A 12,058-nucleotide genomic window follows, 5' to 3' on the forward strand; every position below is an offset into this window, starting at 1 on the left:
CCGTGGTGGCCCCCTTCCGCGCCGTAGCCGCGCACACCTCCGCGTACGCGCTCCGAACGGAGCCCCGTACGCCTGCTTCCTGCACCCCGCCGCTCACACCGGCACCACCCGCCCCGTCGGGCATCGCACGTGTACCGAGGAGAAGCATGAGTCAGCCGAACGACGCCGGCCGCACCCCCGAGGCCGGGCCGAGCGGAGCCGCCACCCCCGCGTGGTCGTTCGAGACCAAGCAGCTGCACGCCGGCGCCGTCCCCGACCCGACCACCGGCGCCCGGGCGGTCCCGATCTACCAGACCAGTTCGTTCGTCTTCCGTGACACCCAGCACGCGGCCGACCTCTTCTCGCTCGCTGAGCCCGGGAACATCTACACCCGCATCCACAACCCCACCCAGGACGTCTTCGAGCAGCGGATCGCCGCCCTGGAGGGCGGTGTCGCCGCCGTGGCGCTCTCCTCCGGGCAGGCCGCGGAGACCCTCGCCGTCCTCAACGTGGCGGGCGCCGGCGACCACATCGTCTCCAGCGCCTCGCTCTACGGCGGCACGTACAACCTCTTCCGGCACACGCTGCGGAGGTTCGGCATCGAGGTGTCCTTCGTCGACGACCCGGACGACCTCGACGCCTGGCGGGCCGCCATCCGGCCCGGCACCAAGGCCCTGTTCGCGGAGACCCTCGGCAACCCGCGCGGCAACGTCCTCGACATCCGCGCCCTCGCCGACATCGCGCACGAGGCCGGGCTCCCGCTGATCGTCGACAACACCGTGCCCACCCCTTACCTCCTGCGCCCCATCGAGCACGGCGCCGACGTCGTCGTCCACTCGGCGACCAAGTTCCTCGGCGGTCACGGCACCACCCTCGGCGGCGTCGTCGTCGACGCCGGGACCTTCGACTTCGGCGCGCACCCCGAGCGCTTCCCCGACTTCAGCGAGCCCGACCCCAGCTACCACGGGCTGCGCTACTGGCCCGCCCTCGGCCCCGGCGCGTACGCCATCAAGCTGCGGGTCCAGCTGCTGCGCGACCTCGGACCGGCCATCGCGCCGCACTCCGCCTTCCTGCTCCTGCAGGGCGTCGAGACGCTCAGCCTGCGCATGGAGCGCCACTCGTCCAACGCCCAGGCGCTGGCGCAGTGGCTGGAGCAGCGCGACGAGGTCGCGGCCGTCCACTACGCCGGACTGCCCTCCAACCGCTGGTACGAGGCCGGTCGCCGCTACCTCCCGCGCGGCGCCGGGGCCGTGCTCTCCTTCGAGCTGCGCGGCGGCATCGAGGCGGGCAAGCGCTTCGTGGACGCCGTCGAACTCTTCAGCCACCTCGCCAACATCGGTGACGTCCGCAGCCTCGTCATCCACCCCGCGTCCACCACCCACAGCCAGCTCGACGACGCGCAGCTCGTCGCCACCGGCACCTCCCCGGGACTGGTGCGCCTGTCGGTCGGCATCGAGAACCTGGACGATCTCAAGGCGGACCTGGAGGCCGGCTTCCGCGCCGCGAAGGAGGCGTCCTGAACACCGCCGACAACACCGCCGACGGGGCCACCCCGAGGGCGATCCCCCCTCCTGCCACCGGCGCGTGGCAGGACGGGGACCCGCCGGGGCGCCGCAGGTGGTACCACCGTGCGGAGCCCCTGCCTCTGGAGGCGGGTGGCCGCCTCCCGGACGTGCGGCTGGCGTACGAGACGTGGGGGCGGCTCGCGCCCGACCGTTCCAACGCGGTCCTCGTCCTGCACGCGCTCACCGGCGACAGCCATGCCGCCGGACCGGCCGGGCCCGGCCACCCCACCCCCGGTTGGTGGGACGCGCTGATCGGCCCGGGCCGGGCGCTCGACACGGACCACTGGTTCGTGGTGGCGCCGAACGTCCTGGGCGGCTGCCAGGGAAGTACGGGCCCGGCCTCGACGCGCCCCGACGGCCGCCGCTGGGGCGGGTCGTTCCCCCGGCTCACCCAGCGCGACCAGGTGCTCGCCGAGGCCGGGCTCGCAGACGCGCTGGGCATCGAGCGCTGGGCCCTCGTGGTCGGCGGCTCCATGGGCGGGATGCGGGCCGTGGAGTGGGCCGTGGCCCACCCGGAGCGCGTCGCGTCGCTGCTGCTGCTCGCCTCCACGGCGGTGGCGAGCGCGGACCAGATCGCCTGGGCCACCGCCCAGCTCCACGCGATCCGCGCCGACCCGCACTGGCGGGGCGGCGACTACCACGACGCCGGGCCGGGGCAGGGGCCGCACGCCGGCCTCGGCATCGCCCGCCGCATCGCCCACATCACCTACCGCGGGGCAGAAGAACTCGACGCCCGCTTCGGCAACCGTGCGCAGGATGACGAGGACCCCTGGCTCGGCGGCCGCTACCAGGTCGAGTCCTATCTCGACCATCACGCCGCCAAGCTCGTCCGGCGCTTCGACGCGGCCAGCTACGCCGTGCTGGCCGAGGCGATGAACGCCCACGACATAGGCAGGGGGCGCGGCGGCACGCGCGCCGCCCTCGCCCGGGTGACGGCGCGGACCCTGGTGGCGGGTGTCGACACCGACCGCCTCTACCCGTTGTCGCAGCAGGAGGAGCTGGCCGCCGGCATCCCCTCGGCCGACCGGGCCCGGGTCGTCGCCTCGCCGTACGGCCACGACGGATTCCTCATCGAGACGGCGCAGATGGCCGCGCTGGTGCGGGAACTCCTCGACGACGTACGCGACACGGCCGCCGTCCCCGCCGGGTGAGTGCCGCCGCCGGGAGCCACCGTCCTGGTGCCTTCCGGCGGCAGCCCGGTTCGTCAGCAGTCCGGTGAGCGGCTCGGCCGGAGGTCGCGCCACCAGACCGCCGACTCCCCGGGAGGTGATTGCATAAAAGTGCAAGGGTGCGTATAGTCATGCCATCGACGAGGAGGGTTTTCGATGGTGGTACGTGCAGCGGTGGCAGGGGCGAGCGGATACGCCGGCGGAGAGCTGCTCCGCCTCCTGCTGGTCCACCCCGAGGTCGAGATCGGGGCCCTCACCGCCCATTCCAACGCCGGGCACCGGCTCGGCGCGGTGCAGCCGCATCTGCGGCCGCTCGCCGACCGGGTGCTGGAGCCGACCACGCCCGAGGTGCTCGCCGGGCACGACGTCGTCTTCCTCGCCCTGCCGCACGGCCAGTCCGCCGCCGTCGCCGAGCAGCTCGGTGGCGAGGTGCTCGTCGTCGACATGGGCGCCGACTTCCGGCTCGCGGACGCCGCGGACTGGGAGAGGTTCTACGGCTCGCCGCACGCCGGCACGTGGCCGTACGGTCTGCCGGAACTGCCGGGCGGGCGCGCGGCGTTGGCCGGGTCCAAGCGCGTCGCGGTGCCCGGCTGCTACCCGACGGCCATCTCGCTGGCGCTCTTCCCGGCGTATACGGCCCAGCTGGCCGAGCCCGAGGCCGTGATCGTCGCCGCGTCCGGCACCTCCGGGGCGGGCAAGGCGGCCAAGCCGCACCTGCTCGGTTCCGAGGTGATGGGCAACATGTCCCCGTACGGCGTCGGCGGGGTCCACCGGCACACGCCCGAGATGGTCCAGAACCTCAGCGCCGCGGCCGGCGAGCCGGTCACCGTCTCCTTCACCCCGACCCTGGCCCCCATGCCCCGCGGCATCCTCGCCACCTGCAGCGCGAAGGCGAAGCCGGGGGTGGGCGCCGGGGCCGTGCGAGACGCGTACGAGAAGGCGTTCGCCGACGAGCCGTTCGCCGAGCTGCTCCCCGAGGGGCAGTGGCCCGCCACCGCGTCGGTGTACGGCTCCAACGCCGCGCAGATCCAGGTCGCGTACGACGAGGCGGCGCACCGGATCGTCGTCGTCTGCGCCATCGACAACCTCGCCAAGGGCACCGCGGGCGGCGCCCTCCAGAGCATGAACATCGCCCTCGGACTCCCCGAGGACACAGGTCTCTCCACGATCGGAGTCGCACCGTGAGCGTCACGGCAGCACAGGGATTCTCGGCGGCGGGCATCGCCGCCGGGATCAAGGAAAGCGGAAACCCGGACCTGGCCCTCGTGGTCAACCACGGCCCGCGCCGCGCCGCCGCGGGCGTCTTCACCTCCAACCGCGTCAAGGCCGCCCCCGTCCTGTGGTCGCAGCAGGTGCTCAAGGGTGGCGAGGTCGGTGCCGTCGTCCTCAACTCCGGTGGTGCCAACGCCTGTACGGGCCCCAAGGGCTTCCAGGACACGCACGCCACCGCCGAGAAGGCCGCTGAGGCCCTTTCCGGCCACAGCGCGGGCGAGATCGCGGTCGCCTCGACCGGGCTGATCGGCACCCTGCTCCCGATGGACAAGCTGCTGCCCGGCATCGAGAAGGCCGCCGCCGCCCTCAGCGAGCACGGCGGCGAGAAGGCCGCCATCGCGATCAAGACCACCGACACCGTCCACAAGACCGCCGTCGCGGGCGGCGAGGGCTGGACGGTCGGCGGCATGGCCAAGGGCGCGGGCATGCTCGCTCCCGGCCTCGCCACCATGCTGGTCGTCCTCACCACCGACGCCGACGTGGACGCGGCCGGTCTCGACTCCGCGCTGCGCGCCGCCACCCGCACCACCTTCGACCGGGTCGACTCCGACGGCTGCATGTCCACCAACGACACCGTGCTGCTGCTGGCCTCCGGCGCCAGCGGCATCACCCCGGACCGGGGCGAGTTCGCGAAGGCCGTGCACGACGTCTGCGCCGACCTCGCCCGGCAGCTCATCGGCGACGCCGAGGGCGCCTCCAAGGACATCCGGATCGAGGTGATCAACGCCGCGACCGAGGGCGACGCCGTCGAGGTGGGCCGCTCCATCGCCCGCAACAACCTCCTCAAGTGCGCCATCCACGGCGAGGACCCCAACTGGGGCCGGGTCCTCTCCGCGATCGGCACCACGACGGCGGCCTTCGAGCCCGACCGGCTGAATGTCGCCATCAACGGCGTCTGGGTCTGCAGGAACGGCAGCTTCGGCGAGGACCGCGACCAGGTCGACATGCGCTACCGGGAGGTCACCATCACCGCCGACCTGGCCGCCGGCACGGAGTCCGCCGTCATCTGGGCCAACGACCTCACCGCGGACTACGTCCACGAGAACAGCGCGTACAGCTCATGACCACGGCGCGGAAGCACACCGCACTTCCGAAGGCGCAGACCCTCGTCGAGGCACTGCCCTGGCTGACCCGCCACCACGGCAAGACGGTCGTCATCAAGTTCGGCGGCAATGCCATGGTCGACGACGAGCTGAAGGCGGCCTTCGCCCAGGACGTCGTGTTCCTGCGCCAGGCCGGCCTCAAGCCCGTCGTGGTGCACGGCGGCGGCCCCCAGATCAGCGCGCAGCTCGACAAGCATGGCCTGGTCAGCGAGTTCAAGGCCGGTCTGCGCGTCACCACGCCCGAGGCGATGGACGTCGTACGGATGGTGCTGGCCGGACAGGTCCAGCGCGAGCTCGTCGGCCTGCTCAACCGGCACGGCCCGCTCGCCGTCGGCCTGACCGGCGAGGACGCCCACACGATCACCGCCGTACGGCACCGCCCGTTGATCGACGGGGAAGCCGTCGACATCGGCCGGGTCGGCGAGATCACCGCCATCGACACCGGCGCGATCCAGGCGCTGCTGGACGACGGCCGCATCCCCGTGGTCTCCTCCATCGCCCGCTCCGCCGACGACCACCACGTCTACAACGTCAACGCCGACACGGCCGCCGCAGCCCTCGCCGCCGCGCTGGGCGCCGAGACGCTGATGGTCCTCACCGACGTCGAGGGCCTGTACGAGGACTGGCCGAACAGCGACGACGTGATCAGCCGCCTCACCGCGACCGAGCTGGAGAAGCTGCTGCCCGAGCTGTCGAGCGGCATGGTGCCCAAGATGCAGGGCTGCCTGCACGCCGTGCGGGGCGGCGTCGAGACCGCCCGGGTCATCGACGGCCGGGTCCAGCACTCGATCCTGCTGGAGATCTTCACCGACGAGGGAATCGGCACGATGGTCGTGCCCGACGAGGAACCCGACACCCAGGGGGAGCCATGAGCAACCAGGAGTACGCGCAGCGCTGGCAGCACGCGCTCATGGACAACTACGGCACCCCCCGGCTCTCTCTCGTCCGCGGCGAGGGGGCTCGCCTGTGGGACGCCGACGGCACCGAGTACCTCGACTTCGTCGGCGGCATCGCGGTCAACGCGCTGGGCCACGCCCACCCCGCCGTCGTCGAGGCCGTCTCCCAGCAGGTGGCCTCCCTCGGCCACGTCTCCAACCTCTACATCGCGCCGCCGCCCGTCGCCCTCGCCGAACGGCTGCTCCAGCTCTTCGGCCGCGACGGACGGGTCTACTTCGCCAACTCCGGCGCCGAGGCCAACGAGGCCGCCTTCAAGATCGGCCGGCTGACCGGGCGGACCCACATGGTCGCCACCGACGGCGGCTTCCACGGCCGGACCATGGGGGCGCTCGCGCTCACCGGCCAGCCGGGGAAGCGCGGGCCGTTCGCACCGCTGCCCGGCGACATCACCCACGTCCCGTACGGGGATGCCGAGGCCCTGCGCGCCGCCGTCACCACCGACACCGCGCTGGTGATCATCGAGCCGATCCAGGGCGAGAACGGTGTGGTCGTGCCGCCCCAGGGATATCTGGAGGCCGCCCGGGAGATCACCCGGGCCACGGGCACCCTGCTCGTCCTCGACGAGGTACAGACCGGCATCGGCCGCTGCGGCCACTGGTTCGAGCACCAGGCCCACCAGGGCGTGGAGCCCGACGTCGTCACCCTCGCCAAGGGGCTCGGCGGAGGACTGCCGCTGGGCGCGGCCGTCGCGTTCGGCCCGGCGGCGCAGCTGTTGAAGCCGGGCCACCACGGCACGACGTTCGGCGGCAACCCGATCGCCTGCGCCGCCGGCCTGGCCGTCCTGGACACCCTGTCGGTCGACGGGGCCCTGGACCGGGTGAAGCGGCTCGGCGAGAGGATCCGGGACGGAGTGGAAGGTCTCGGGCACCCTCTGGTCTCCCACGTCCGCGGCTCTGGCCTGCTGCTGGGTATCGTGCTCACCGAGCCCCTCGCACCCCAGGTGCAACAGGCGGCTCAGGGAGCCGGAATCCTGGTGAACGCCCCCGCCCCGGACGTCCTGCGGCTGATGCCGCCGCTGATCATCGGTGACGCCGAGGCGGACGCGTTCCTGCGGGCACTTCCCGGCGCCCTCGACGCGGTACACGGGGACGGACGATCCGGAGAATGAGGCGACGACGATGACCGAGGCGCAGGAGACCGAGCACGGCGGCCCCTCCGTGCCGCAGACACGCACCGCGCGCCACCGCCGGATCGTGGACATCCTGAACCGGCAGCCGGTGCGCTCACAGAGCCAGCTGGCCAGGCTGCTCGCCGACGACGGGCTGAGCGTCACCCAGGCGACGCTCTCCCGCGACCTCGACGAGCTGGGCGCGGTGAAGATCCGCAACACCGGGGGCGAGCTGATCTACGCGGTGCCGAGCGAGGGCGGTTTCCGCACCCCGCAGGCACCGCTGGGCGGGTCCGCGAAGGAGGAGCGGATGCGCCGCCTCTCCGCCGAACTGCTCATCTCGGCGGAGGCATCGGCCAACCTCGTGGTGCTGCGCACGCCCCCGGGCGCCGCGCAGTTCCTCGCCTCGGCCATCGACCAGGCCGAACTGCACGACATCCTCGGCACCATCGCGGGCGACGACACGCTGCTGCTCATCAGCCGGGACCCGGCGGGCGGCCAGGCACTCGCCGACCATCTGCTGCGGCTGGCCCAGAACGAGCGCTGAGCGGCGCGGAGCCCGGCGCCGCCGGACTCCGCGCCGCCCCCGGCCCATTGCGGCCGGTTCGATCCCGCGCCGCCCCCCGGCCCGTTCCGGCCGGTTCAGTCCCGTTCCGCCCCCGGCATCGCCGGCAGCGGGAGCGGCAGCCCCGGCAGCCCGTCGATACTCGTCGCCACGTGCTCCTTCTTCTCGACGTACGTGCTGAGCGACGCGTCGTCCTCGCGGGCGAAGCGCCGGGCGTGCAGCGGCCGGTCCTCCTCGATGAAGGTCCTGAGCCGTCCGTCGATCCGTTCGTACGTTCTTCCCGTGGCGGTCATTGTCGTCGCGGACCCCTGCCGGGAAAGGGGTGTTTCGCTGCGCGGGACACGCGGGGCGGGCGTGCGGCCCGGCGCGCACGGGGCGCGGGGCGGCGGTCCGCTCCGCCGCGGCGGCCGAGAGCGGACCGGGCCGCGTCTTCCCGGGGGTCCGTGACGCGCCGCTCACCTGCACTTTTGACAAAACATACGGAGCACTGCATAGTTATACCCATCAGTGATTGCACCGTAAGGAGAAACCCGTGACCGAGCGCGTCGTACTCGCCTACTCGGGCGGCCTGGACACCTCCGTCGCCATCGGCTGGATCGCCGAGGAGACGGGCGCCGAGGTCATCGCCGTTGCCGTGGACGTCGGCCAGGGCGGCGAGGACCTGGACGTCATCCGCAAGCGCGCGCTCGCCTGCGGTGCCGTCGAGGCCGAGGTCGCGGACGCGAAGGACGAGTTCGCCGAGGAGTACTGCCTCCCGGCGATCAAGGCCAACGCTCTCTACATGGACCGCTACCCGCTGGTCTCGGCCCTGTCCCGGCCGGCCATCGTCAAGCACCTCGTCGCCGCCGCCGAGAAGCACGGCGCGGGCATCGTCGCCCACGGCTGCACGGGCAAGGGCAACGACCAGGTCCGCTTCGAGGCCGGCATCGCCGCGCTCGGCCCCGACCTGAAGTGCATCGCCCCGGTCCGCGACTACGCGATGACCCGCGACAAGGCGATCGCCTTCTGCGAGGAGAAGAACCTCCCGATCGCGACCACCAAGAAGTCCCCGTACTCCATCGACCAGAACGTCTTCGGGCGCGCCGTCGAGACGGGCTTCCTGGAGGACATCTGGAACGCGCCGATCGAGGACATCTACGAGTACACCCAGAACCCGGCCGTCCCGCGCGAGGCCGACGAGGTCGTCATCTCCTTCAAGGAGGGCGTCCCGGTCGCCATCGACGGCAAGCCCGTCACCGTCCTCCAGGCCATCCAGCAGCTCAACGAGCGGGCCGGTGCCCAGGGAATCGGCCGGATCGACATGGTCGAGGACCGTCTCGTCGGCATCAAGTCCCGCGAGGTGTACGAGGCCCCGGGCGCGATCGCGCTGATCACCGCCCACCAGGAACTGGAGAACGTCACCGTCGAGCGCGAGCTGGCCCGCTGCAAGCGGCAGGTGGAGCAGCGCTGGGGCGAGCTGGTCTACGACGGCCTGTGGTTCTCGCCTCTCAAGCGCGCCCTGGACGGCTTCATCGAGGAGGCCAACCAGCACGTCACCGGCGACATCCGGATGACCATGCACGCGGGCCGCGCCGTCGTCACCGGCCGGAGGTCCGAGCAGTCGCTGTACGACTTCAACCTCGCCACCTACGACACCGGCGACACCTTCGACCAGTCCAAGGCGCAGGGTTTCATCGAGATCTTCGGCCTCTCGTCGAAGATCGCCGCCAAGCGTGACCTGACCTGACCCTCTCCCGTTACGTCACCGCCTCCCCGGACCCTCCGTGCGGGGAGGCGGTCGCACATCCACCCCCTTGTTCTTCCGAGGAGCACGCAGTGAACAACGGCAACAGCAACGGCGACGTACGCCTCTGGGGCGCCCGCTTCGCCGACGGTCCCGCCGAGGCCCTGGCCAAGCTGTCCGCCTCCGTCCACTTCGACTGGCGGCTCGCGCCGTACGACATCGCGGGCTCCCGCGCCCACGCACGCGTGCTGAACAAGGCGGGCCTGCTCACCGGCGACGAGCTGGAGCGCATGATCGCCGGGCTCGACCGGCTCGAATCCGATGTGGCGGACGGTTCGTTCACCGGCACCGTCGCCGACGAGGACGTCCACACCGCGCTGGAGCGCGGTCTGCTGGAACGCCTCGGTCCGGAACTGGGCGGCAAGCTGCGCGCAGGCCGGTCCCGGAACGACCAGATCGCCACGCTCTTGCGGATGTACCTGCGCGACCACGCCCGGATCATCGGCGGGCTGATCGCCGAGCTCCAGGGCGCGCTGGTCGGCCTCGCCGAGGCCCACCCGGACGTCGCGATGCCCGGCCGTACGCACCTCCAGCACGCCCAGCCGGTGCTCTTCGCGCACCACGTGCTGGCGCACGCGCATGCCCTGTCGCGGGACGCCGAGCGGCTGCGTCAGTGGGACGAGCGGACGGCCGTCTCCCCGTACGGCTCCGGCGCCCTGGCCGGTTCGTCCCTGGGCCTGGACCCGGAGGCGGTCGCCGCCGAGCTGGGCTTCGAGCACGGGTCCGTCGGCAACTCGATCGACGGCACGGCCTCCCGCGACTTCGTCGCCGAGTTCGCGTTCATCACCGCGATGATCGGCGTGAACCTCTCCCGGATCGCGGAGGAGGTCATCATCTGGAACACGAAGGAGTTCTCCTTCGTCACCCTGCACGACGCCTTCTCCACCGGCTCCTCGATCATGCCGCAGAAGAAGAACCCGGACATCGCCGAGCTGGCGCGCGGCAAGTCGGGCCGCCTCATCGGCAATCTGACGGGCCTGATGGCCACCCTGAAGGCCCTCCCGCTGGCGTACAACCGGGACCTCCAGGAGGACAAGGAGCCGGTCTTCGACTCCTGCGACCAGCTGGAGGTCCTGCTCCCGGCGTTCACCGGGATGATGGCCACCCTCACCGTCAACCGCGAGCGCATGGAGGAGCTGGCCCCGGCCGGGTTCTCGCTCGCCACCGACGTCGCCGAGTGGCTGGTCAAGCAGGGGGTGCCGTTCCGCGTCGCGCACGAGGTCGCGGGCGCGTGCGTGAAGGAGTGCGAGGGGCGGGGCATCGAGCTCGACCAACTGACCGACGAGCAGTTCGCGAAGATCTCCCGACATCTGACCCCCGAGGTCCGCACGGTCCTGAACGTGCCCGGTGCGCTCGCGTCCCGCAGCGGGCGGGGCGGCACCGCCCCGTCGGCGGTGGCCGTCCAGCTCGCCGAGGTGAAGGCCGACCTCGCGGTTCAGCGGGAGTGGGCCGCCGCGAAGAAGAACTGACGACGAGGCCGGGAACCGGAGGGCGGGAGCGCACGCGCGCTCCCGCCCTCCCCTTCTGCCGGGCCGGGTTACGTTGAGTCGGGAGAGCGCACCCGAACGACGAGGAGCCCACGATGCCCTTCGCACGGCTGGCCACAGCGACGACGCCGACCGCCCACATCGGGCTCGGCCTGGCGGCGGTCGGCAGGCCCGGCTACATCAACCTCCACCGCGACCACGACCTGCCCGGTGACCGCGGCGTCGAGGCGCTGCGCGAGCGCACCCACGAACTGCTGGACGCCGCCTACGCGCAGGGCGTCCGTTATGTCGACGTCGCTCGCTCGTACGGCCGTTCGGAGGAGTTCCTCGCCGACTGGCTGAAGGCGCACCCGGAGGCGGACGACGTCGTCGTCGGCAGCAAGTGGGGCTACACCTACACCGCCGACTGGAAGATCGAGGCCGAGGCGCACGAGGTGAAGGACCACGGCCTCGCCACGTTCCTGCGCCAGCGTGCCGAGACCGGCGCCCTGCTCGGCGACCGGCTCGACCTCTACCAGATCCACTCGGTCACGGTCGACAGCCCGGCCCTCGCCGACCGGGACCTGCACGCGCGGCTCGCCGGGCTCGCCGCGGAGGGGGTCACCGTCGGCCTCTCCACCAGCGGCCCCCGTCAGGCCGACGCCATCCGGGCCGCGCTCGGCGTCACGTTCGACGGCGAGCCGCTCTTCCGTACCGTCCAGGCCACCTACAACGCCCTGGAGACATCGGCCGGCGCGGCGCTCGCCGAGGCGCACGACGCCGGACTCACCGTCATCGTCAAGGAAGGCATGGCGAACGGGCGGCTCGCCGGAACGGAGGCCCCCGCGATGATCCGGGAGATCGCGGCCGACGCAGGGGTGGGGGCCGATGCGGTCGCGCTGGCGTTCGTCCTGTACCAGCCGTGGGCCGGCGTGGTGCTCTCGGGCGCGGCGACCGTCGACCAGCTCGCCGGGAACCTGCACGCGCCCGTCGTCGACCTGGACGAGGAGCGGCGCTCCCGGCTCGGCGCACTCGTGGAGGAACCCGAGGCGTACTGGCGGAACCGGGCCGCGCTGCCGTGGAGCTGATCC

Annotated in this window: 10 protein-coding genes and 1 pseudogene; 10 read left to right on the top strand and 1 reads right to left on the bottom strand. The window is 72.3% G+C overall.

Annotation, left to right across the window (positions count from 1 at the left end):
- The first annotated feature begins 146 nt into the window (after positions 1-146).
- The 7 genes from ACGF2V_RS10065 to ACGF2V_RS10095 all read left to right on the top strand — a co-directional run bounded on the left by ACGF2V_RS10065 (position 147) and on the right by ACGF2V_RS10095 (position 7,700).
- On the top strand, positions 147-1,499 hold the full coding sequence (locus ACGF2V_RS10065) for a bifunctional o-acetylhomoserine/o-acetylserine sulfhydrylase (RefSeq protein ID WP_362630575.1): 1,353 nt from the start codon (positions 147-149) through the stop codon (positions 1,497-1,499).
- A complete protein-coding gene (locus ACGF2V_RS10070) occupies positions 1,496-2,695 on the top strand; it encodes a homoserine O-acetyltransferase (RefSeq protein ID WP_362705177.1) in 1,200 nt (399 codons plus the stop codon). The genes ACGF2V_RS10065 and ACGF2V_RS10070 overlap by 4 nt, the downstream gene beginning before the upstream one ends.
- Before the next feature lie 174 nt (positions 2,696-2,869).
- Entirely contained in the window at positions 2,870-3,898 is a 1,029-nt protein-coding gene (gene argC, locus ACGF2V_RS10075) for an N-acetyl-gamma-glutamyl-phosphate reductase (RefSeq protein WP_362630578.1), read from the top strand.
- Positions 3,895-5,049: a bifunctional glutamate N-acetyltransferase/amino-acid acetyltransferase ArgJ gene (gene argJ / locus ACGF2V_RS10080; RefSeq protein WP_362705006.1), complete on the top strand. Its 1,155-nt coding sequence runs from the start codon at positions 3,895-3,897 to the stop codon at positions 5,047-5,049. Before argC ends, argJ begins: the two co-directional genes overlap by 4 nt.
- Complete coding sequence (argB, locus tag ACGF2V_RS10085) at positions 5,046-5,960, top strand: acetylglutamate kinase (protein ID WP_362630584.1); 915 nt, start codon at positions 5,046-5,048, stop codon at positions 5,958-5,960. Before argJ ends, argB begins: the two co-directional genes overlap by 4 nt.
- Positions 5,957-7,153 (top strand): acetylornithine transaminase, encoded by a 1,197-nt coding sequence (locus tag ACGF2V_RS10090; RefSeq protein WP_362630587.1) that lies wholly within the window; start codon positions 5,957-5,959, stop codon positions 7,151-7,153. The genes argB and ACGF2V_RS10090 overlap by 4 nt, the downstream gene beginning before the upstream one ends.
- A gap of 10 nt (positions 7,154-7,163) precedes the next feature.
- Positions 7,164-7,700, top strand: a complete 537-nt coding sequence (locus tag ACGF2V_RS10095; protein WP_362630589.1) for an arginine repressor — start codon at positions 7,164-7,166, stop codon at positions 7,698-7,700.
- A 95-nt stretch (positions 7,701-7,795) separates the two neighbouring features.
- Here the strand turns inward: ACGF2V_RS10095 and ACGF2V_RS10100 are convergent.
- Positions 7,796-7,954, bottom strand: a pseudogene (locus tag ACGF2V_RS10100) (pyridoxamine 5'-phosphate oxidase family protein); the annotation flags it as partial.
- Positions 7,955-8,250: 296 nt separating this feature from the next.
- On the opposite strand from ACGF2V_RS10100, the gene ACGF2V_RS10105 reads away from it, so the two are divergent.
- From ACGF2V_RS10105 to ACGF2V_RS10115, 3 genes are all read left to right on the top strand, one after another.
- Positions 8,251-9,444, top strand: a complete 1,194-nt coding sequence (locus tag ACGF2V_RS10105; RefSeq protein WP_362705003.1) for an argininosuccinate synthase — start codon at positions 8,251-8,253, stop codon at positions 9,442-9,444.
- Positions 9,445-9,533: 89 nt separating this feature from the next.
- Positions 9,534-10,970, top strand: coding sequence for an argininosuccinate lyase (argH, locus tag ACGF2V_RS10110; protein WP_362705000.1), 1,437 nt, complete (start codon positions 9,534-9,536; stop codon positions 10,968-10,970).
- Between the two features lie 113 nt (positions 10,971-11,083).
- Positions 11,084-12,055 carry an aldo/keto reductase gene (locus ACGF2V_RS10115; RefSeq protein ID WP_362704997.1) on the top strand — a complete coding sequence of 324 codons (972 nt, stop codon included), beginning with the start codon at positions 11,084-11,086 and terminating at the stop codon, positions 12,053-12,055.
- Positions 12,056-12,058: the final 3 nt, after the last annotated feature.

It is taken from the genome of Streptomyces sp. NPDC047982 (assembly GCF_043204165.1).
In the GTDB taxonomy this organism is placed as follows: Bacteria; Actinomycetota; Actinomycetes; order Streptomycetales; family Streptomycetaceae; genus Streptomyces.